Source organism: uncultured Mycobacterium sp., from assembly GCF_964249325.1.
GTDB lineage: Bacteria > Actinomycetota > Actinomycetes > Mycobacteriales > Mycobacteriaceae > Mycobacterium.
In genome coordinates, this window is the sequence record NZ_CAXUCH010000021.1 from 13400 (window position 1) to 33402 (window position 20003).

The following is a 20003-nucleotide window of genomic DNA, read 5'->3' on the forward strand; positions in this document are numbered from 1 at the left end:
AACGGCTCGTTGTCGCGTCCGTAGCTGCGCCGCAACGCATTTCACTTCTGCACGTAATTAACCGCCTCATCCCAGCTGTACGCTGTGCCGACCCATCCGTCGCACAGCCGCGCAGCACGGTGCAAGGCGGCATCGGATTCGCCGCCGCAGAAAATCGGCACCGGGTGTTTTGGATGGGGTTCGAGCATCAGCTCGGGCACCTGATAGTAGCGCCCACTCCACGACACCCAGCCGCCCTGCCACAAGGCGCGCAGCGCCGGGATCATCTCGTCCAATCGCTTGCCCCGGTTGGTGAATTCTTGGCCCATCACGTCGAATACCTCACGCATCCAACCCGCTTGGACCGCCAGTGAGACCCGGCCCGCGGAGATCACCGACGCGGTGGCCACCTGCTTGGCCACCTCCAGCAGCGGGCGAGCGGGTGCGACGTAGACGGCGTTGGAGAACCGCAGCCGGGTCGTCACCGCTGCCATCGCCCCGATCAGGACCCGCGAGTCGGGCCAAGCGGTTTCGGTGACCACAGGTGGGCGGCCGGTCGGCGAGAGGTATGGCGATGAGAGGTGACGTGGATAGATCAGATGGTCGGCGCACACCACGCCGTCATAGCCGGTTTCGTCGAACATCCGCGCCACGGCGACCCGAAGCACCGGCCAGCCCTGCTCGACAGCGACCGCGGCAAGCCGCGACCGGGCGTTCACTGGACGCGGATATCCGACACGTGACATTAGCGCGACGTCTTCGTCGCCGTCGGCGTAGAAGTAACTGTCTTGCAGTGCAACGTTATTGACGGCGCAGAACCGTTCTACCGCTGCCGCTTTGTTGACGCCCCAGACGATCGGCTTGACGACCCCGCCGGTCAATCGCCCCTGTTCGTCGACTTCGAAGTGGTTGCACAACACGTGGGGTATCCCAAGGAAGCGGGCCACGGGTTCGGCATGGATCGTCAGCGCCGACGAACTGAGCACCACGGTATGGCCCCGCTGCTGGTGTGCTCGCACGATGTCATGCATGCTCGGGTAGAGGCGGGACGCGATGCGGTTCGCGAACAGCCGCTCACCCAGCTGGTGAAGCGCTTCAAGCGATTCGCCTCGCAAATAGCCTGCGCCCCTAACGACGAGCTGCTCGAATTCCACCCGGCCGAGCCGATACCGCATCATGGCCTCGACGACTCCCAAGACCTCGCCGATCCGGGCCTGCCGGCGCCGAATCCGGTGACCGGCGTGAGCCGCCGCGGTGAACCCGGCGACCAGCGTCCCGTCCAGGTCGAAGAACGCACCGACCCCGCCTCCGGCTGGACTTGCCTCGATCTCGGCGATGGCATCGTCCAGGCGCCTTGAGACCATCGTTTTACCGTGTCGCCGTGATGTATTGGGAATGCATGATGCTGTCGATGCGACGGTCGACGTCCGCTGGGGTGCGGCCGTACGCTGCCTGCAGCTCAGGGTTGGTGCGGATCGGGTCGACGGCCCACCCGTGGGCGGCCAGCCAGTCGGCCGGACTCGTCTTGTCCTCGTCGTAGGTCAAAGCGGAAAAGTCGACTTCGCCGGACATGTTGACGCCGGGGTGAGTCGCTTCCAAAGCGGAAAGTTGCGCTTGGTCCAGGCGCGAACCAAGGGCACCGACCGCAACTCGGCTACCCGGTGCAGAAAGCTCGTGGATGCGTTCGAAGAGCGCATGTTGTGCTGCGCCGGTCAGGTACGGCAGTACCCCCTCCACCGACCAGGCGGTGCGTTGCCGCGGTTCTAATCCGGCAGCCCGCAACGGAACTGTCCAGTCGTCGCGCAGGTCGGCTGCAACGCTTATCCGGCGCGCTGTCGGTTTGGCGCCGTGCTCGGCGAGCACACGCTCTTTGAACTCAAGGACTTTCGCTTGGTCGACCTCGAAAATCGTTGTTGCGGCTGGCCATCCGAGCCGGTAGGCACGCGAGTCCAATCCGGCCGCCACGATCACTGCCTGCCGTATGCCGTCAGCCGCCGCGGACCGAAAGAATTCGTCGAAAAATCGGGTTTGCACGCCATACAACCGCGGGAAGGCTGTCGCATCCTCGGAGGTTGCCGGATTCGCGAGCAGACCGGTCAGGTAGGGATCGGCCGAGGCTGTAATGAAATGCTGCGCATAGTCGTCTCGTGCCAGCGGCTCTGCGCTCAGGGCATGCACGGCACGCCAGCCGGCCACCAGTAACGCGGTGTAGCCCACGCTGCTGAGGATGTCCCACTGGTCGTTTTCGGAACGAACCCACTTCTTCTCCTCGGGCGCTGTCATCTGTCCGCCGTCCGGAACAGATAGGACCCGACCGTGATGACGCGATCGTCGGTTCCCTCGTCGTGCATGAGTGTGCGCACCGCCACCATTCCGTCTGCCCCGTCAAATGGTTCAGCCTCGACCCGGAAGGGACCCGATTTGCCGCGCGCAAATGACGCCGCATTCGCGGCGAGTTCGGGCAGTGCCCAGCGGCCGTCGGAGCGAAGGTGTCCGCGGAAGACCTGCCACAGCGGCGGTAAATCAGGCGAGTCGACTATTTCGATGGGGTCGACGGGCATCCGCTCGAGTCCCTCGGGCGGCGTGCCGATGCTGATGCCCTGACCTTCGGTGAGCGCCAGCACCCGGGCTGGGCGGTCGGCATCGACGATCTGAGAGCGGCTAAACCCCATCTGCCGACCGCGTTTGAGCACCTCGGACACGATCTCGATGCGACGGACGTCTCGGCCGGGGTCGAGGATTTGGCACGAGTGAATGACCGGATTGGGTACCGCTTCCAAGTCGGACATGCCGCCGCCTTCTGGGGAGGCGATTCCGAGCACGGCCAGCAGCAGTCCGCCTGAGGCGTTGCGCATATCGCGGCGCAGCGTGACAGTGTCGTCGACCGGCCGGAGGTACATCGACGCGTAGCTGCGGCCGATGTAGCGGTAGCTCAATAGCCCGCCCCAGCGGCGGCGGAGCTCAGCGGCGTAGGCCTCGGGGTCACCGGCGACTTCCCGAATGTCGCGCAACATCCCGCCTCCCCCTTTCGTCGTGGCAACGTACCGGCAGCGGCAGGCACGTGATCGGCGTTCGCGCACTCATCGAGGCCCGGCGGCCTGTCGGCAACCAATAAACCGGCGGTCAGCCTGGGCTCGGCGGCCACAGCTGGTGATGGACTGCTTCCAGCGCGTCGAGAGTGGCCCGGGGGATGCCGGTGGCGCCTTCCCCACCCAGCTCGGCGCTGATCTGCTCCGCGAGTTCCCACACTGTCGTGTTGGTGTCCTGCGCCAATCGCACCAGCAGAACGAACGCCTGCTGGGCGCGGATACCGAAGTGCCGCTTCAGTATTCGCTTGACCCGGTTGATGGCGGCTTGGCTGGCGGGCCGCTCACCATGTCGCGGCCTGCGGAACAGCCCTGCCGCTGCGTCCCTTGACGGGTACACCGGCGCCGGTGCTAACTCGACGTTGGTGAGGTTCAGCAAACCAACGAGCCGCGTGACGACGGGCTGATCGGTGCACAGCCGGACGTTGCGGTTGTGCTGGCGGGCGCATTCGTCGAGCAGGAGCATCTGTTCGTGGCCGATGAATTGCAGCTCTTGAGCGTCAATGTTGACGGTGCGGTCGGCTACCAGCGGCAGAGTGCGCTGCAGGGTGGTGGCGAACAACTCGTCGCTGGCGTCGTCGACTTCGCCGATCAGCGCGAAATCGATGCCGTCCACGGGTTGGGCGTAGATCCGGAACATGACCGATCCGCGGCCTACGAACGGGTGCAAGCAGATGAGCTCTGATGCAGCCCGGCCGACTCGTGTCGTGTCGTATCCGCAGAGCGCAGAGAACGGCAACACCGCCATCTTCTGATCGACGAGGTACTCGAGGGCTGCCAACGCGTCGCGTTGTTCGGTGGTGCGTGCCACCGGTGTGACATCGGAGACCGCGCGAAAACCTGTGTAGCCGTTGACGATCGCATCCTCTGCTGCCGCGAGATACTTGTCCACCGCCCTGTCGGCATCGATGACGTCGCTGCCCGGGTGATAGGGGTAGTACTCGTCCGCCGGCAGCACCTCGATGAGACCTGAATCGAGATGCTCGCGAATCGCCGGCATTGTCGCCAGCTCGGAGTAGAGGGTCTCGCGGGTGCCTTCCGCGGCATAGGCGATGCGCTGCTTATGCCGCAGTCCAACGGTGATGTATTCCGAGGCCCGGCATAAAAACTCCGCCCGGTCACGGTAGCCCCAGCCAAGATGGCCGAACGGAGCCATTCCGGCCGCCGACCGCACCGCCCCATGCTGACGCATCAGGCGACGTCCTCCACTCGAAGATAGGCGCGGATCGTCGTTGCCCCGGGCATGGTATGGCTGCGCAGCAAGTCGGCCACGGCGTTCACCACCCCGAGCCCGCGCCCGCAGGCGCTGTCACTTACATATGGGCGCCGCCCGGTGAGCGGATCGTCGAGGTAGCCCCCATCACGTGCTTGGCATACCAAGTGACCGTCGTGCCGCCAAAACTCCAGCTGGCATGCTCCGTCGGCGTGGTGCAGGCAACTGGCCGCCAATTCGTTAGCGATCAACAACAGGTCGGCAGCGCGGTTGGAGGAAAGCCCGAACCACTGGGCGTAGGTGGCCGCAAACGCCCGAGCGTCGGCGAGGTCAGCCAGCACCGACACGGTGTAAGTGACCGCCGTTGGGCTGCTGGGCAACGGTTCGTTGTACTGCCGCCAGGCGGCCTCGGGCGCGAAGGCGGGGCTGTCTTCCTCGGGATGTCCGGTGTGCCACAGCAGCGGGTGGGTGGTGCGCGCGTCGGCAAGCGTCTTTGCATCGAGCTGTGTCGCGTCGTAAGGGCACAACACGGTCATCTCCTGGCCGGCGAAAGCGGTGTTGACCAGTGCCTCGTGCTGGACGCATGCCGGGTATTCCGCTTTGGACCGGGTTGGCCAGATCTGTTCGCCGATCATGCGCACTCGGTGCGGTGCGTGCTCTTCGACGAAGTGGCTCAAGATGCCGCCCAGGATCCAGGCGGGATTGCGCCCTGCCGTCGTCATGTCGATCATCGTGACGCCGGCGGCGGTGTCACCCACGGCATCGCGTAGCAGCGCCAGGTTGGGTCCCGGTACCGCGACCAGCACAGGCTGGCCGGCTCGCAATCCGTCGGTGATGAAGGGCGCCAGACAATCCAGGTATTCCTGTCGGGAGTGGTAGAGCAGCGCCGGGTGCGTGAAGGCGCCGCTATCCAAAGGGGTAGTCGTCGTCACGTCAGCGGCTCCCGCGCTTCCCGGCCGCGACGGCGCCGTCGGCCGTCATGACATTCCGGCGTGTGCCGGTCACCGGGGATCCTGCGTGGTATCGGAACAAAGAATGAATGGCCCACTGCGCTTGGGCTCCAGGTCCCACGCGCAAAGGCTACCCGTCGCCGCCACCCAATTGTCTAGTCCTCGGCGATAAGCAGTTTGATTAGTCAGAGTTCCAGCAGCACCGTCACCGGTCCGTCGTTGACCAATTCGACTTGCATATATGCGCCGAACACGCCTGTCTGCACGTGGGCGCCCAGCCGCTGTAGCGCACCGGCGAACGCGGTGATCAGCGGCTCGGCGACCGGCCCCGGCGCGGCCGCGTTCCAGGACGGTCGTCGGCCCTTCGCGGTATCGGCGTAGAGGGTGAACTGACTGATCACCAATATCGGTGCATTGATGTCAGCGGCGGATTGCTCATTATGGAGAATGCGTAACCGCCAAAGCTTTTCGGCGAGTCGCTGGGTGGTGTCGATATTGTCGCTGTGCGTGACGCCGACGAATGCCAGCAGGCCCTGTTTCTCGGGGCGGATCGCCCCGACCACCTGGCCGTCGACCGACACCTTTGCCGATGACACCCGTTGCACCAGAACCCGCATGGCCGCGATGCTGCCATCGCGCCCGCCGGCGGCCAGCGGCTGGGTACGCTCGCCGTAGTGCGTGGCCCGGAAGGTGAGGCAGATGTCGGTGCTGGTGGCGTTCTCCGTCACCCCGATGGGCGTCGGCGAGGCCGTGGGGGAGATCGTCGCCGAAGCGGTGCGGGTGGTTCGAGACTCTGGGTTACCCAACAAGACTGATGCCATGTTCACCGAGGTCGAGGGCGAGACATGGGCTGAGGTGATGGCCGTGGTCGAGCGGGCGGTGCAAGCCGTGGCTGCACGCGCCCCTCGGGTCAGTGCGGTGATCAAGGCCGATGTACGGCCCGCAGCCACCGACATGATGACTCGCAAGGTCGAGTCGGTGGAACGTCACCTGTCTCAGCGGCGCGGTGATTAACGCATGAACAGCAGGCGGTTCATGCCTCCACGGCGGCGCGGAACGCCTGCTCGGCGTCGTCACCGCGGACCGCGAACACTACCCGCTCTAGCGAGCGGGGCGTGTGCTGTCGCACCTCCTCGACCATCAGCCTCGCGGCTTCCTCGATCGGGAAGTGACCGACACCGGTGCCGAACGCCACCAGGGCGAGGGAGCGGCAGCCCACCTCGTCCGCCTTAGCCAGTGTTGAGCGGGTGGCACGCGCGATGATTTCCGCTGACGTCGGCCCGCCGAGGTCCATGGTGGCGGCATGGATGACATAGCGTGCTGGCATGTCGCCTGCGGTGGTCTCCACCGCGTCGCCGAGGCCGATCGGTGCCTTCTGGTTGGATTCGTGCTGCACCGCTGGACCCCCGGCGCGGGCGATGGCGGCAGCAACTCCACCGCCGTGCTTGAGTTGGGTGTTGGCCGCGTTGGTGATCGCGTCGACGTCGAGCTTGGTCACGTCGGCCTGTAGTACTTCTAACTCGATCATCAACACATCTTGCAGCTAGAAGGGCGGCGGTTGGTTGCGCTCGGCGATGTGAGCTGTGTTGAGTGCGCGTTCAGCATCGATGCGGCGCGCGCGGTCTTGTTTCCGGGTTCGGCGGCGCATGGGCATCATGAGACCGCGATCGGCCGGTAGTTGCACCGTTGGAGCAGAAGGCAATTCGCCGGTGGGCAGACAAAGCGTCGGAAACAACAAGCGACTGCCTGGACGAGTGATGTACGTCTGCCCGGTGGGGGCAGTCCAGATCACAGTGCCATCGGGCAACTGTTTGTCGCGCCAAGCTGTCCAGAAAGTTTTCAGCAAGTGATGTTTTCTGCACAGAGACACTTGAGGTTGGTGACAAGTCGGAAATCTACCCCCTGGAGGACCAGAGGACGTCGATGGGGACGGCTGCGAGCCGGTCACCGAATGGCTGGGCTTGTGGACCGGTGTGGAGGATGAGGCCGCCGGCGAAGCGTGCGCCGACTCTGTCGCGGAGTCGGGTGATCCAGCGGGTGTCTTTGCCGCGGAGGGTTGCTGCCGACTTGATCTCGATCGCGGCGATGAGGCCGTCTGCGGTTTCCAGTATCAGGTCTACCTCGGCGCCATCTCGATCGCGGTAGTGGAACAGTCGAGGGGTCTGTTGTGACCATCCGAGTTGTCGCCGGAGCTCTGAGATCACGAAAGTTTCGATGATGGCCCCTGCCGCATCCGGGTTGGCACTCGGTCCGGCTCCAGTAGGTGAGACATTGACTAGGCGAGCGGCCAGTCCAGAGTCGAGGAGCAGGGCTTTCGGTCGATCAACGACCCGCTTCGAAAGGTTGGTCGACCATGCGGGTATGCGGTCGATGAGATATAGGGTCTCGAGGAGATCGAGATAGGGCGGCAGGGTGCGCACGGGGATCTCGGCCTCAGCAGCCAGGGAACTCAGGTTGAGCTCGGATGCGCTGCGTGCGGCGAGGAGTCGGATAAGCCGCGGCAGGTCGGCGATGCGTTGGAGATTGGAGACGTCCAATGCATCGCGTTTGACGATGCGGTCGACGTAGTTATCCAGCCATGCATTTCGGCGTCTGGTTGACGTTCGGTTGACAGCCTCGGGGTAGCTGCCGGTACAGGCGCGGGTGAGATAGTCATGACGGGTCAGGTCGCTTTCGTGACCAAGAAATAGATCGCCGGCGAACAGCCGGTCGATGAAGGTCTCAGTAATTCCGGCGAGTTCGCCTTGGCTAAATCCGAAGAGTTCGAGGCTCTCAGCCCTGCCGGCGAGACTGTCCTCGGTCGCTGGCAGCTGCGAGAGATTGGCGGATCCGGTGAGCAGATACTGGCCCGGCCGCTGGTCGGCGTCAACGGTTCCCTTGAGCGCAAGGACCAGTTCTGGGACCCGTTGAACTTCGTCGATCGTGAGTAGTCCGTGGGGGAACTGGCGAACGAAACTGTGGGGATCGGTGGCCGCTGCCGTTCGGGTCACGTCATCGTCGAGCGTGACTAATCGCCCGCCGCGGTGGCGTGTGATCTCGGCCGCCAGGGTGGACTTGCCAACCTGGCGCGCGCCCTGAACGACAACAATTCGTGTGTCGGCCAGTGCCTCTTCAACCCTCGGACGCAGGTTTCGAGCGACACGGGACGGCACATTCACCGCGACAGCATACCCAGAGTTCGCCGATTCGCGAGCGGGACATCGCCGATTCGCGAGCCCTATTTCGCCGATCCGCGGGAGATGTGGTCGCCGATTCGCGGAATCTAGCCGGAGCCGGTGCCGTCGCAGCCGGGCGCCAGGACTGGAATCGCGGGCAGGCCCACTAGTACGGGCTACCTCACATGTCGCGAACAACACCCCATGTACTCGACAATGCTTTCACCAGTCGTTTTGCCGATCGTCCGGGAGTCGAAACGGCAGAACGAGCGAAGGTTTGACGGATGGGTCAGTCCGAGCGGGTACGGCACCGTGTGGTCGACGTCGCAAAACTCCGCCGGGCGGTCGCAATTGGGGAATCGACACGTCATATCACGGCAGCGCACGAACCGCTCCAGCGCCGCCGACGGTCGATACCTCGCTTCGGGTTGCACCACGTCGCCGGGATGGCACACCGGTTGCAGCTTGGCGCCGGTGCGGATCAACTCGGCCAGCAGCGCAGGCGGGATGACCCCGCCACTGGTGAGCACGGCCGGCGGCGACTTGACTGTAGGCACGTCGGGTTCGGGATCCGGCGGCCGAACCAGGGGTTCGTCGGGTGTCATCGGGCGCGGCTTGGGCTCGCCCGATAGGTGCGGGTCCGGCTGTGCGCTGACCGCCGATCTCTCAGCAACGACATGGATCACCAGACCCGAAGACCGCTCGGTGCCATCCGTGTCGGCCGGACAATCCGCGTTGCCACAGCCGCACGCCAGCCGCTCCACGCCGGCCGCCAGTGCCCCCAACGCGTCGGCGCGCCGCTGGGCGATGGTGCGCGGGTCGTCGTCGCAGACCTGATGGGCCATCTGCATCAGCCGCCGATCCAACACCGCGGCATCGCTGGCATACAACCGACCCCACATAGGCGCGGTGCCGGACTCTTGGTCGGCCATGTCGATCACCACGTCACGACTACGTGCAGTAGCGCGTGTGCGCCGTAGCGCACCGGGATCGTACTGGTCCACGATCGCTTCGATGGCCTGCGCGGTCTTGTTTACCGACAGTGGCCCGAATCGGGCGGCATCCTCGGCCAGGGTCTTGTCAACCAGCCGTAGCGTCTCGGGATCTTTGATGAGGCTGGTGTGCCACACCATCGTCGACGCCAACCGGGCACTAATGATCCCGTCGACGAATAATGCGCCCACTCGCGGCAGCCGATCACGCAACGGCACCGCGAGGTACATCTGCCCGGATGCCATGCCGTGGCTAATGCCTTGTGCAGCACCGACTTCGGCGGCCATTGCGTCCCAGTTGTCGCACGACCACCGCCCGCACTCAGGCGACCCGCCCTCGACCCGGCGGTCAACCAGCTCTGCAATGGCGGCCAGTCGGCGTGCCGACGCGGCGGCCTCCACCCGCGCCCAGCCCACGATCGCGGCTACCAGCGTCGCGTCATCGGCACCCTTCACTGCCTCTGGATCAGCCAGTGAGCAATCGAACATATGTGCGATACTAGTCGGTCGGGGCGCAAAGTTCACTTCGCGCGCTCGCCGAAAGCCCAAGCTGGGGACAAAGACCCAACTGTGGATAACGCTGTCGCCGCCTACCCGCGCTAGCGCCGGACGATCGCCTCGTCGCGCGCCAGCGCGCACAGCTGCCAACGGCCCGGCACGCCTTTGAGTTCGTGCTCACCGCGGTCGACGAACCTGCGCCGCGAGCCGGTAACGATGTCGCGCACCGTCGACGACACCAGCACCTCGCCGGGGCCCGCATGTGCCGCGACCCGGGCACAGATGTGGACGGCCAAGCCGGCGACATCGGTGCCGCGCACCTCGACCTCGCCGGCGTGGATGCCCACGCGCACTTCGATTCCAAGCACTCGCACCGCGTCAACGATCGCGTCCGCGCATTCGATGGCGGCGCTCGGGCTGCTGAATGTCGCCACGAATCCGTCGCCGGCAGTGTTGACCTCGCGACCGCCGAATCGGCCTAGCTGGTGGCGGATGATGGTGTCGTGGTTGTCGAGCAGGTCCCGCCACCGGTCGTCGCCGAGCGCTGCGGCGCGCTCCGTTGAGCCGACAATGTCCGTGAACACGATCGTGGCGAGTATCCGTTCGGCGTCGAAGCCGCCCCGCACACCGGTGATGAACTCCTCGATCTCCTCGAGCATCGGCGCAGTGTCGCCCACCCAGTACAGGGAATCCGCACCAGGGAGTTCCACATAACGTGATCCGGCGATGTGCTCGGCGAGATACCGACCGTGGCCAACCGGGATGAAGTTGACATCGGCGCGGTGCAAGACCAGGGTCGGTGCCGCGATTCGTACGAGTGTGTCGCGGACGTCGGCTTCGCTAACCACCTTGGTGGCGGCGCGGGCCATGCTCGGCGACGCGGCACGGTTGCCGGCCATATCCCACCAGGCGCGGAACGCGTCATCGCCGGCGACGCTCGGCGCTACGATCCGCAGAACGTCGAAGCCCTGGTCGACCGCGTCCGGGTCAATCCCAACCGTGCCGAACTGAGCTGCGTTGTCGGGTTCGACGCCGATCGGATAATCCGACGTCCACAGCACCCGCGCGGCACCGTTGACGAGCACCAAGCTGCGCACCCGCTCAGGGTAGTCGGCGGCCAGCACGAGTCCGATCATCGCGTTGAAACTCGGTGCGAATACCGCCGCCTGCGTAGAGCCCACCGCGTCCATGACTGCGATCGCATCCTCGGCCCAGAACCTCGGTCCCAGCATGCCACCGACGGAACGCGCGACGACAGGCCCATACCGCGTAGGTCGAATCGGATCACCCGGTTGAACGCGGCAAGGCGCCGATGAAAGCGGTACATCGACGGCTCTGCGTCGATCGTGTCGATCGGTATCGACGGCCCCGGCACCAGGAGCAGGTCGTTCGGTCCATCGCCGAACACCTGGTAGGCGATGTCCATGTCGCCGCACTTGGCGTAGCGGGTCCGCGGAAGCTGCGCCACTGCCACAGGCTAATCAACGCAGCAGCTGCGTAATGTCATACCGGTGAGCGCACGCGCAGGCATCGTCGTCACCGGAACCGAGGTTTTGACGGGCCGGGTCCAAGACCGCAACGGCCCCTGGCTCGCGGATCGGCTGCTGGAGCTCGGTGTCGAACTTGCGCACATCACGATCTGCGGTGACCGGCGCAGCGACATCGAGGCGCAGCTGCGCTTCATGGCCGACCAGGGCGTGGACCTGATCATCACCAGCGGCGGGCTGGGGCCGACGGCCGACGATATGACCGTTGAGACCGTGGCGCGCTTCTGCGGGCGAAAGCTGGTGCTCGACGTCGAGCTCGAAGCGAAGATCGCAGCGATCCTCAAATCCTTGAGTTCGACGTTCACCGACCTCGACTTCGACGCGGTGCGCGCCGCCAACCGCAAGCAGGCCTTGGTCCCGGCCGGAGCACAGGTGATCGACCCGGTGGGAACCGCACCCGGTGTCGTCGTGCCCGGTAAACCGGCAGTGGTCGTGTTGCCGGGACCACCGCGCGAGCTGCAGCCGATGTGGCGGACCGCGGTGCAGCTGCCCGCGGTGCAGGAGGCGATCGCCGGCCGAACAACGTACCGGCAGGAGACGGTGCGGATGTTCGGCCTGCCCGAGTCGGGACTGGCCGAGACACTGCGCGAAGCCGAGAAGGACATCGGCGGCTTCGACTCGCTCGAGATCACCACCTGCTTGCGGCGCGGCGAGATCGAAATGGTCACCCGCTACGAACCCGATGCGGCAGACGTGTACAAGCAGCTGGTCGAGTTGCTGCGAGAACGCCACGGGCATCACATCTACTCCGAGGGCGGCTCGAACATCGACGACCAGCTGGCACAGCTGCTGGCCGGGCGCCGAATCGCGACGGCCGAGTCCTGCACCGCCGGGCTGATAGCGGCACGATTGACCGATCGGCCCGGTTCGTCGTCGTACGTCGCAGGCGGAGTCGTTGCCTATGCCAATGAGGCGAAAGTCGCGCTGCTGGACGTGGATTCGAGTCTGATCGAGGCGCACGGGGCGGTATCCGAGCCGGTGGCCGAGGCGATGGCCGCGGGCGCACTGCATCGGTTCGATGCGGACACCGCGATCGCGACCACCGGAATCGCCGGGCCCGGCGGCGGCACGCAGGACAAGCCGGTCGGGACGGTGTGCTTCAGCCTGATGCTGGCTGACGGCCCGACGCTTACCCGCACGCTACGGCTTCCCGGCAACCGAGCCGATATTCGCGAGCGCGCGACCACTGTGGCGTTGCATCTGCTGCGCCGAGCACTGTCTGGTCCTACTTGAACACCGTCGTAGCACAAGCGGTTTGCTTGGTGCCGAAGCGGATTCCAGTGGCGTCCTTGCCGGTCAGCGACAGCAATGCGACCGCGATCAGCACTGGCACGATCGTCGCGGCCAACGCGAACGGGTAGCCGTGGGAGCTGGCCAGCCGCTCTTGTATCGGCAGATTGAACGCCGCGAGCAGGTTGCCCAGCTGGTACGTCACACCGGGGTAGAGGCCGCGGATGGCATCCGGTGACATCTCGGTCAGGTGCGCCGGAATGACGCCCCACGCCCCTTGCACGACGACTTGCATCAAAAACGAGCCCAGGCACAACAGCGCGGCAGTGCGCGAGTAGGCGAAGAGCGGGACGATCGGCAACCCGAGAAGCGCACACCAGGCGATGGTGCGACAGCGGCCGAGCAGCTGGGAAAGCGTACCGAAGACCATTCCGCCCAGGATGCCGCCGATGCTGTAGATCACCACGATCCACTTGGTCGTCGCGCTGCCCAGCCCGGCTCCGTCGTTGGACGTCGCCGACAGAAACGTCGGATAAACGTCTTGGGTACCGTGGCTCATCCAATTGGACGCGGTCATCAACAGTACCAAGTAGGTGAATAGGCGAACCATCATGACATCTCGTAGTACGTCGCGAAACTTGGTGTGGCTCAGTCTCATTCGAGCTTGCGCGGTTTCCCACACCTCGGACTCGGTCACCCGGTAGCGGATGACGAGGCTGATCAGGGCGGGGATGATGCTCAGCCCGAACAGCCAGCGCCATGACAGTCCCAGTACGTTCATCACCAGCAGCGAGGCCAAAGTCGCCAGCAGGTAGCCGTATAGATAGCCCTCCTGCAGCGCGCCGGAGAAAAAGCCGCGGCGCTCGGCGGGAATCTTCTCCATCGCCAGCGCAGCGCCCAGGCCCCACTCACCACCCATCCCGATGCCGTAGAGCAGCCGCAGGATCACCAGCACAGTGAAATTCGGCGCGAACGCGCACAGGAAACCAATCACGGAATAGCACGTCACATCCACCATGAGCGGCAGCCGACGACCCACCCGATCGGCCCACAGCCCGAACACCAGGGCGCCCACCGGCCGCATCATCAACGTGGCGGTGGTGATGAACGCGACTTCGGTCTTGCTGTGGTGGAAAGTCTTGGCGATGTCGCCGTACACCAGCACGACGACGAAGTAGTCGAACGCGTCCATGGTCCAGCCCAGAAGGGCGGCGATGAACGAATTTCGCTGATCGGCGGTGAGCCGCTGGCTTCGGCCGACGTGAGATGGGGCTGTCAAGGTTTCTAGGCTGGTCCGCCGTACTGCCACACCAAGCTGTGGTTACCGGTCATCGTCGGATTGCACCACATGGTTCGGCCGTTGTCGTCTTGGGTGGTCGCATGCAATGTGGGGCAGGGGTCACCCGGCGAGGGCGCCTGGGCATGGGCGAGACCGCCGCCGACGGCAAACGCGATCGGCACAACGGTTGCGATGGTGGCTAGCCGAAGTGTGCTCAAGATCGAACGCCGTGAATCACTTTCGTTCGGCACGATCCCAGACCTCCATCATCGTGCGCAGAATCTCCTCGGCGCGGCCCAAGCCGGCGAGATGGCTTTCGCCGGGCAGGTGGTACAACTCCGCGTCGGGCAGCCTGCTGACGACGTGTTGACCGTGCGCGAACGGGACGATGTGGTCGCGGTCGCCGTGCCACCACCGCACGGGGACCTTGACCTGCTCGAGCCGGAATCCCCAGTCACGCGCGAACACCACGACGTCGGCGAACGGCGCGGCAAGCTGCTTGCGGCTGCCGTTGAGCAGATCGTCGAGGAACATCGCTTTGAACTCGGGGCGGACCAGCAGGCGTCGATCAGCTTCGGGTGAAATCCGCGCGTACAGTTGCAGCGCGACTGGTGCCACCGGTCTGATCATCCGGATCAAAGCGATGGCCGCCAACCGGATTGGCAGACCTACCCGCTCGAGCAGCGGTGCGACCAGCATGCCGAGAGTCATCACTCCGCCCCGGACAGCATCAGCGCCTCGCGTCGGCGCGACACCACCGAGCACACCGACGGCCACGACACGCTCGGGCATCGCCGCCCCGCAGCCGAGCGCGTAAGGTCCACCGCCGGACAGGCCGACAACCGTCATCTTGTCGACCCCCAGCGTGTCCGCCATCGTTCGCAGATCGTCGGCGAAGGCGACGACGGTGTCGTACTGGTAGGGCGTGGATGATCCGATTCCGGGTCGGTCGACGCCGATCAGCCGGATGCTGTTGTCCTGGGCGTAGACCCGGGCCTCGGTCGGAATTTGCCGGCGCGCACCCGGGGTGCCGTGCAGCCAGAAGACGGCGCGTCCCTGCGGGTCGCCGAACTCGGCGAATCCGAGTTGGCGATCATCGCCGACGGCGATGTTGCCTTCCAGCTTGGGGCGTGCAATTGCGACAACCATGTCGAGAGTGTTTCACGCAGGAGGCGTCGTTCGAGCCGACTTTGCTGTGGTTGTTGGCTGCGGGCGGCGCTCAGCGGGTGATGCCGGTGTGGCCGAGCGAGTAGTGGCCCGGCTGCGGCCAAACTGTCAACCCGTGTGGTTCGTTGCCGACCTTGATCGTGTGCAGCAGCGTTCCATCGGTGGTGGACACGACGTAGACCACGTTGTTGTAGCGCCCGGACACCCAGAGCTGAGTGCCGTCGGCGGTGAGGTTGCCCATATCGGGGCTACCGCCGCCGGGCAGGCGCCACAGCGCGATCGATGCACCGGTGTAGGCGTCGAGCACGGAGATCGACCCATCAGACCGGTTGGTGACAAAGAGCCGGGTGGCGTCGCGGGAGAAAAACAGCCCGTGGGCACCCTTGCCGGTGGGGATGAACCGCAGGACTTGGTTGGCAGCGCCGTCGAGTACCCACACGCCACCCGCGTCGCAGTCGGCGATGTAGTAGACCGAGCCATCGGGGGCGAGCCGGATGTCCTGCGGCCCCATGTGGGTGTGGCGTGTCGGCATGTCCACCGTACGCAGCATCCGATGCGCACTGATGTCGACCACCGCCACCCGCCCGGCGAATTCGCAGCTGAACACCGCTGTGTGTCCGTCGACGGAGAAGTCGGCGTGGTTGATGCCCGCGCAGTCGGGGATCGGGGTCTTGTCGAGCAGCTGCCAGGTCGTCGGGTCGTACCAGACCAGTGAACGCAGCCGCTCGGCCACCGAGATCGCGAAGCGGCCGTCGGGGGTGAAGTACAGGTTGTAGGGGTCGACGATCGGAATGGTGCGACCGGCCTGTCCGGTGTGCGGGTCAAGCGCCAGCATCTGGTTGCCGACGTCGTCGGTGGCATACACGGTGCGCATGTTGTGTGCAGGCACGACGTGCTGGATCTCGCGGCCCACCGGGTATTTGCCGACCACTTCGTAGGTTGCCGGGTCGATCTCCCACACGTCGCCGGAGCGGTTGTGCGGGACATACACCAGCGGACGGTCGGAAGCCACGCCGGGCGCAAAAGTCCCGGGCGTGGCGCCGGCGTATACGTTGCGCCGGTCGGGTGGGGCCGATCGTTGATGCGGTGTGGCCGGCGGCGCAAGCGCCGGCGTGTTCTTTCCTGCGGTGCTGGACCGTGCCGGTGCACCGATCGAACCGGCGCCGCCCGTGCAGCCCGCGGCCAGCACGGCCACAACCGCCAGCGATGCCAGGACCCGGGAACTCATGGGTTCCCCGACGTCCGTCGCTGCTGGTTCGGCATCCTGCCCTGGGTCCTTAAGGTCGCGGCTAGCCCGATTTCACTGTGCTCGCTGACTTCTGCTTATCACCCCGTTAGTGTTTCGACTGGCAGATACTCGTTTGCACCTCTGAAACTCGACAGGGCTCACGATGCGAATCATCGACGCCGACGGACACGTCGCCGAAAACCCCTCGCTCGCGGTGGAAGCGATCAAGCGCTGGCCGCAATATGTCCATCCCAGCAACGACGGCACGCCGAGGTTGGTGATCGAAGGTCGCAATTACCCCGAAGACCGCGGTCCCGGCGCCGGTTGCCCGCCCGAGCATGGGATCAGCAAGGCCCCTGACATCCACTGCCGGTCGACGGAGGGTGTGCTCACCGACGCCGATCGCGATCACATCGACACCATGGTGCTGTATCCCAGCCTGGGCCTATGCGCGCCCAGCCTGGAAGATCCGGAGTTCGCCGCCGGGTTCGCACGGCTGTACAACCAGTGGATCGCGGACTACTGCGCGCCGTCGAAGGGCCGCCTCCGCGGCGTCGCCGTGACCCCGATCGAACACGGACAGGTGGCGATCGACGTCATGCGCGAGGCGAAGGACCTCGGGTTGGTCGCGACTCTCGTGCCGCCCGCCCTCAAAACGCGCAACCTCGATCACACGGACCTCGACACGTTCTACGCAGCCGCTGAAGAGCTGGAGATGCCGCTGGGGATTCACGGCGCACCCGGTATCCATCTGCCGAAGATCGGCGTAGACCGCTTCACCAACTACATCCAGGTGCATTGCATCAGCTTCCCGTTCGACCAGATGACGGCGATGACCGCGCTGGTTTCCGGAGGCGTATTCGATCGTCATCCGCGGCTGCGGGTGGCGTTTTTGGAGGCGGGCGTGGGCTGGGTGCCGTTCTTCATCGACCGACTGCACGAGCATTACGAGAAGCGCGGGAACTGGATCGAGCATGGCTGGCAGCGCGATCCTCAGGAATACGTGCAGGCCGGCAATATCTGGGTGACGTGTGAACCCGAAGAACCCATCCTCCCGGGGGTCATCGACGTGCTGGGCGCGGAGTTCATTATGTTCGCCAGCGACTACCCGCACTGGGACGGCGAGTGGCCGGAAAGCACCAAGTATCTTCGTACCCGTACCGACATCAGCGAGGATGCGCGCGCGAAAATCGGCGGGTTGAACGCGCAGCGGTTCTACGGGCTCAACTGAACTCAGCGCGCACGCCATTGCGCCGGTCGCTTCTCGGCGAAGGCGCGCGGACCTTCCTTGGCGTCCTCGGTGGCGAAGATGCGGTCGCTGTGCCGGGTTTCGTTGTCGTAGGCGGCTTGCAAGTCGAGCGCCAGCCCGGTCAATTCGGGGATGAACTTCTTCAGATCGGCTCCGGTGCAGAAGTCGCGTCCGACGCCAGTGATGACGGCGACCCACGCGTCGGGGTCGTCACGAAAATCCGCCCAGGCGTGAGCCAGGTCGCGGAAATGCTCCATGTCGAGCGAGTTACGTGTCTCGGGCCGGTTGATTGTGATCGTGACGATGTGCGCGTCGCGCACGTAGTCGATACTCACCGCGTCCTTCAACTCTGCAGTCGATTGTTGCCAGGACAGTCAAGCATCTGCCCGGGCAGGTTCTGTCGCTTTCTGTGGGAAATATGGCTGATCAGTCACGCCCGCGGTGTTGATCCACGGCGCGAGACTGGCCTCGAGCCCACTGGCCGAAGATGACTTGCTGTTTCACCATTCCCGGCGGATTTTTCTCTTCGGTGCGCTACAGGGCCGTCGTCGGGGATTGGAGCCCGACCTTGAGTTGCTGTACGTCGGGGCGATGTTCCACGACCTGGGCTTGACCGAGCGTTACCGGACGTCGACCCTGCGCTTCGAGGTCGACGGCGCCAATGCAGCACGCGACTTCCTGCTTGATCGCGGTGTCGACGAAGCCAACGCCCGCAAGGTGTGGCTCGGCATCGCCTTGCACACCACCCCTGGTATTCTCAAGTTTCTTGAGCCCGAAATTGCTTTGGTGACAGCTGGTGTCGAGACTGACGTGGTCGGTATCGGCCGTGACGATCACAGTGATAGCGGGACTTCTGGGAGCCGGGCGGCTGAGCGACACCACCACGGAATCGAGGATCCATGGGCGAATTCGATCCGATCAATGGCGAAGCGCAAGTGATTGTCGATGTCGCCGAAGCGGCGATGCATATGTACCGGGCAGCAATCGATTCTTTGCCCTTCCCGGAGGACAAGAAGTTCCAGAAGCGGGCCGACATCGTTCTTTCCGGTCTTCGTAAACTGCGCGCGGCATTGACCGACGCAGCACGCCACAGCCGGTCGACGTCAGCAGTTATCGTCGCACTCAGCGAAGTCCGCCGATGCTACGACGATCTGATGGCACGCGCTGCGGCAGCACCCGGATCGAGTTTGGGCCAACAGCTGTATGTCGCACGCATTCGGGCCAAGTTGTCCGCTTTGGAGGTAGCGAACGGTCTCGGGCTTCGGCCGGACCTTCCCGACGCCGTGGAGGCCGGCGCAACTCCAACTGACTCCGAGGCGGAGAAGATCCGGGAGCTTGTCGCGACCCTCCGTGCGATAGCCGGGCCCGACGATCTCGAGCAGCCCCAGCCTAGCGAGGCGCAGTTGAACGGGTGGGACGAATCGCTGGCCGTGAACGGCGCCGGCCAAGAGACCGAAGCAGCAGCCACTTGAGTTCGCCGCCGTCGATCGGCGCATCCCTCTAACACCCGGTTTGGTGGCAGCGGATCATGGCGTTATGGCCGGCGACGAGGTCGACGAACTCTACTGGGTCGAACCGGACCGGTTCACGGCCTTGCGCACTAAGTTATCTTCGGCGGCAAAGAATCGTGGCGACACCGCAGCCGCAAGACGGCTCTCGGCTAACCGCAAACCAACGACCGCGGCGTGGGTGGTCAATCGGCTCGCCCTTCGTCACCCGGAAGCCAAACAGCGCCTCGCCGACCTTGGCGATCGCCTGCGCGCCGCACATGCCGCAATGGACGGCGATCTCATCCGCGAGTTGTCGGCGGAGCAACGCAAGCTCGTCGACGGGCTCGCCCGGAGGGCATTTGAGGCCGCCGGGCTGAAGAACCCGTCGGCCGCAGTGCGTGACGACGTCACCGCGACGCTACAGGCGGCTGTCGCCGACCCTGACGTGACGGCGAAACTGGGCCGGCTGGCCAAGGCGGAAAGCTGGTCTGGTTTCGGCGCCTTCGGCGAGGCAGCGCCACTCGTCACCGTCGATCGGCGCGACAAGAAGAAAGCACAGCAGAAGTCGACGCCGCCCGCCAAAGAGGAAGCGCGTCGCCGGGAACCCGAGGCGGACCGGCGAGAGGAACTGCGGGCAGCGGTGATCGCAGCGGAGCGGGCCAGGGCAGAAGCCGACGATGCGTTGTCCGAGCGGCAAGCCGAGCTCGCCGCGGCGCGGTTGGGGCATGACCAAGCCCTCAGCCGACTTCGTGAGGCCGAACGTGCGCTCAGCGCGGCCGAGAACGCCTATCACCAGGCTAAGCAGGTCAGCCGCGACACCGCGCAACTAGTGAAGGAAGCCAAATCGCGGCTCCAGCGGGCGCACCGCTAGGGTGTCGCACGCTGACCGACGCCGGTCGCCACTTCCTTTTCCCGGATCCTGCCGCCAGCCGACGGCTCC

Annotated in this window: 19 protein-coding genes and 4 pseudogenes; 6 read left to right on the top strand and 17 right to left on the bottom strand. The window is 65.1% G+C overall.

The annotated features are described in order from the left end of the window. Positions 1-41: 41 nt before the first annotated feature. From ACFE99_RS04925 to dtd, 7 genes and pseudogenes are all read right to left on the bottom strand, one after another. Positions 42-623, bottom strand: coding sequence for an LLM class flavin-dependent oxidoreductase (locus ACFE99_RS04925; RefSeq protein WP_375482998.1), 582 nt, complete (start codon positions 621-623; stop codon positions 42-44). A gap of 9 nt (positions 624-632) precedes the next feature. Next, positions 633-1343, bottom strand: a pseudogene (locus ACFE99_RS04930) (HAD family hydrolase); the annotation flags it as partial. A 4-nt stretch (positions 1344-1347) separates the two neighbouring features. Continuing rightward, a complete protein-coding gene (locus tag ACFE99_RS04935; protein ID WP_375482966.1) occupies positions 1348-2262 on the bottom strand; it encodes a class I SAM-dependent methyltransferase in 915 nt (304 codons plus the stop codon). Then, positions 2259-2993, bottom strand: a complete 735-nt coding sequence (locus ACFE99_RS04940) for a hypothetical protein (protein WP_375482968.1) — start codon at positions 2991-2993, stop codon at positions 2259-2261. Before ACFE99_RS04940 ends, ACFE99_RS04935 begins: the two co-directional genes overlap by 4 nt. A gap of 109 nt (positions 2994-3102) precedes the next feature. After that, entirely contained in the window at positions 3103-4257 is a 1155-nt protein-coding gene (locus tag ACFE99_RS04945) for an MEDS domain-containing protein (protein ID WP_375482970.1), read from the bottom strand. Next, on the bottom strand, positions 4257-5210 hold the full coding sequence (locus tag ACFE99_RS04950; protein WP_375482972.1) for an anti-sigma factor RsbA family regulatory protein: 954 nt from the start codon (positions 5208-5210) through the stop codon (positions 4257-4259). The genes ACFE99_RS04945 and ACFE99_RS04950 overlap by 1 nt, the downstream gene beginning before the upstream one ends. 203 nt (positions 5211-5413) lie before the next feature. Next, positions 5414-5845: a D-aminoacyl-tRNA deacylase gene (gene dtd / locus ACFE99_RS04955; protein WP_375483000.1), complete on the bottom strand. Its 432-nt coding sequence runs from the start codon at positions 5843-5845 to the stop codon at positions 5414-5416. Positions 5846-5927: 82 nt separating this feature from the next. Here dtd and ACFE99_RS04960 point away from each other — a divergent pair, with 82 nt between their 5' ends. Continuing rightward, complete coding sequence (locus tag ACFE99_RS04960; RefSeq protein WP_375482974.1) at positions 5928-6242, top strand: MTH1187 family thiamine-binding protein; 315 nt, start codon at positions 5928-5930, stop codon at positions 6240-6242. A gap of 19 nt (positions 6243-6261) precedes the next feature. Here ACFE99_RS04960 and ACFE99_RS04965 read toward each other — a convergent pair whose 3' ends face one another. The 5 genes and pseudogenes from ACFE99_RS04965 to ACFE99_RS04985 all read right to left on the bottom strand — a co-directional run bounded on the left by ACFE99_RS04965 (position 6262) and on the right by ACFE99_RS04985 (position 11341). After that, complete coding sequence (locus ACFE99_RS04965) at positions 6262-6756, bottom strand: macro domain-containing protein (protein ID WP_375482976.1); 495 nt, start codon at positions 6754-6756, stop codon at positions 6262-6264. A 15-nt stretch (positions 6757-6771) separates the two neighbouring features. Continuing rightward, positions 6772-7092, bottom strand: a pseudogene (locus tag ACFE99_RS04970) (HNH endonuclease); the annotation flags it as partial. Between the two features lie 31 nt (positions 7093-7123). Beyond that, a complete protein-coding gene (locus ACFE99_RS04975; protein ID WP_375482978.1) occupies positions 7124-8386 on the bottom strand; it encodes an ATP-binding protein in 1263 nt (420 codons plus the stop codon). Positions 8387-8559: 173 nt separating this feature from the next. Next, the gene (locus ACFE99_RS04980; protein WP_375482980.1) at positions 8560-9831 is read right to left on the bottom strand and encodes a DUF222 domain-containing protein; all 1272 of its coding nucleotides are present in this window, start codon (positions 9829-9831) and stop codon (positions 8560-8562) included. A gap of 143 nt (positions 9832-9974) precedes the next feature. After that, positions 9975-11341 (bottom strand): annotated as a pseudogene (locus tag ACFE99_RS04985) (alpha/beta fold hydrolase). 37 nt (positions 11342-11378) lie between these two features. On the opposite strand from ACFE99_RS04985, the gene ACFE99_RS04990 reads away from it, so the two are divergent. After that, entirely contained in the window at positions 11379-12653 is a 1275-nt protein-coding gene (locus tag ACFE99_RS04990; protein WP_375483002.1) for a competence/damage-inducible protein A, read from the top strand. On the opposite strand, the gene ACFE99_RS04995 is transcribed toward ACFE99_RS04990, so the two are convergent. The 4 genes from ACFE99_RS04995 to ACFE99_RS05010 all read right to left on the bottom strand — a co-directional run bounded on the left by ACFE99_RS04995 (position 12646) and on the right by ACFE99_RS05010 (position 16324). Then, positions 12646-13929 carry an MFS transporter gene (locus ACFE99_RS04995; protein WP_375482982.1) on the bottom strand — a complete coding sequence of 428 codons (1284 nt, stop codon included), beginning with the start codon at positions 13927-13929 and terminating at the stop codon, positions 12646-12648. The two genes, ACFE99_RS04990 and ACFE99_RS04995, sit on opposite strands and share 8 nt — an antisense overlap. A gap of 5 nt (positions 13930-13934) precedes the next feature. After that, complete coding sequence (locus tag ACFE99_RS05000; RefSeq protein WP_375482984.1) at positions 13935-14147, bottom strand: hypothetical protein; 213 nt, start codon at positions 14145-14147, stop codon at positions 13935-13937. 16 nt (positions 14148-14163) lie between these two features. Next, entirely contained in the window at positions 14164-15078 is a 915-nt protein-coding gene (locus ACFE99_RS05005; protein WP_375482986.1) for an alpha/beta fold hydrolase, read from the bottom strand. A gap of 70 nt (positions 15079-15148) precedes the next feature. Beyond that, the gene (locus tag ACFE99_RS05010; RefSeq protein ID WP_375482988.1) at positions 15149-16324 is read right to left on the bottom strand and encodes a hypothetical protein; all 1176 of its coding nucleotides are present in this window, start codon (positions 16322-16324) and stop codon (positions 15149-15151) included. A 163-nt stretch (positions 16325-16487) separates the two neighbouring features. On the opposite strand from ACFE99_RS05010, the gene ACFE99_RS05015 reads away from it, so the two are divergent. Then, on the top strand, positions 16488-17555 hold the full coding sequence (locus ACFE99_RS05015; RefSeq protein ID WP_375482990.1) for an amidohydrolase family protein: 1068 nt from the start codon (positions 16488-16490) through the stop codon (positions 17553-17555). 2 nt (positions 17556-17557) lie between these two features. Here the strand turns inward: ACFE99_RS05015 and ACFE99_RS05020 are convergent, their stop codons facing one another. Next, positions 17558-17908 carry an enoyl-CoA hydratase/isomerase family protein gene (locus tag ACFE99_RS05020; protein ID WP_375482992.1) on the bottom strand — a complete coding sequence of 117 codons (351 nt, stop codon included), beginning with the start codon at positions 17906-17908 and terminating at the stop codon, positions 17558-17560. Positions 17909-18014: 106 nt separating this feature from the next. On the opposite strand from ACFE99_RS05020, the pseudogene ACFE99_RS05025 reads away from it, so the two are divergent. The 3 genes and pseudogenes from ACFE99_RS05025 to ACFE99_RS05035 all read left to right on the top strand — a co-directional run. Then, positions 18015-18404, top strand: a pseudogene (locus tag ACFE99_RS05025) (HD domain-containing protein); the annotation flags it as partial. A gap of 68 nt (positions 18405-18472) precedes the next feature. Beyond that, positions 18473-19045, top strand: coding sequence for an XRE family transcriptional regulator (locus tag ACFE99_RS05030; RefSeq protein ID WP_375482994.1), 573 nt, complete (start codon positions 18473-18475; stop codon positions 19043-19045). Positions 19046-19109: 64 nt separating this feature from the next. Beyond that, on the top strand, positions 19110-19934 hold the full coding sequence (locus ACFE99_RS05035; protein ID WP_375482996.1) for a hypothetical protein: 825 nt from the start codon (positions 19110-19112) through the stop codon (positions 19932-19934). Positions 19935-20003: the final 69 nt, after the last annotated feature.

Coding starts and splice junctions, on each gene's coding strand:
- ACFE99_RS04925 (WP_375482998.1), bottom strand. CDS start 623: ATGTTCGACGAAACCGGCTATGACGGCGTGGTGTGCGCCGACCATCTG.
- ACFE99_RS04935 (WP_375482966.1), bottom strand. CDS start 2,262: ATGACAGCGCCCGAGGAGAAGAAGTGGGTTCGTTCCGAAAACGACCAG.
- ACFE99_RS04940 (WP_375482968.1), bottom strand. CDS start 2,993: ATGTTGCGCGACATTCGGGAAGTCGCCGGTGACCCCGAGGCCTACGCC.
- ACFE99_RS04945 (WP_375482970.1), bottom strand. CDS start 4,257: ATGCGTCAGCATGGGGCGGTGCGGTCGGCGGCCGGAATGGCTCCGTTC.
- dtd (WP_375483000.1), bottom strand. CDS start 5,845: ATGCGGGTTCTGGTGCAACGGGTGTCATCGGCAAAGGTGTCGGTCGAC.
- ACFE99_RS04960 (WP_375482974.1), top strand. CDS start 5,928: ATGTCGGTGCTGGTGGCGTTCTCCGTCACCCCGATGGGCGTCGGCGAG.
- ACFE99_RS04965 (WP_375482976.1), bottom strand. CDS start 6,756: ATGATCGAGTTAGAAGTACTACAGGCCGACGTGACCAAGCTCGACGTC.
- ACFE99_RS05005 (WP_375482986.1), bottom strand. CDS start 15,078: ATGGTTGTCGCAATTGCACGCCCCAAGCTGGAAGGCAACATCGCCGTC.
- ACFE99_RS05010 (WP_375482988.1), bottom strand. CDS start 16,324: ATGAGTTCCCGGGTCCTGGCATCGCTGGCGGTTGTGGCCGTGCTGGCC.
- ACFE99_RS05015 (WP_375482990.1), top strand. CDS start 16,488: ATGCGAATCATCGACGCCGACGGACACGTCGCCGAAAACCCCTCGCTC.
- ACFE99_RS05030 (WP_375482994.1), top strand. CDS start 18,473: ATGGGCGAATTCGATCCGATCAATGGCGAAGCGCAAGTGATTGTCGAT.
- ACFE99_RS05035 (WP_375482996.1), top strand. CDS start 19,110: ATGGCCGGCGACGAGGTCGACGAACTCTACTGGGTCGAACCGGACCGG.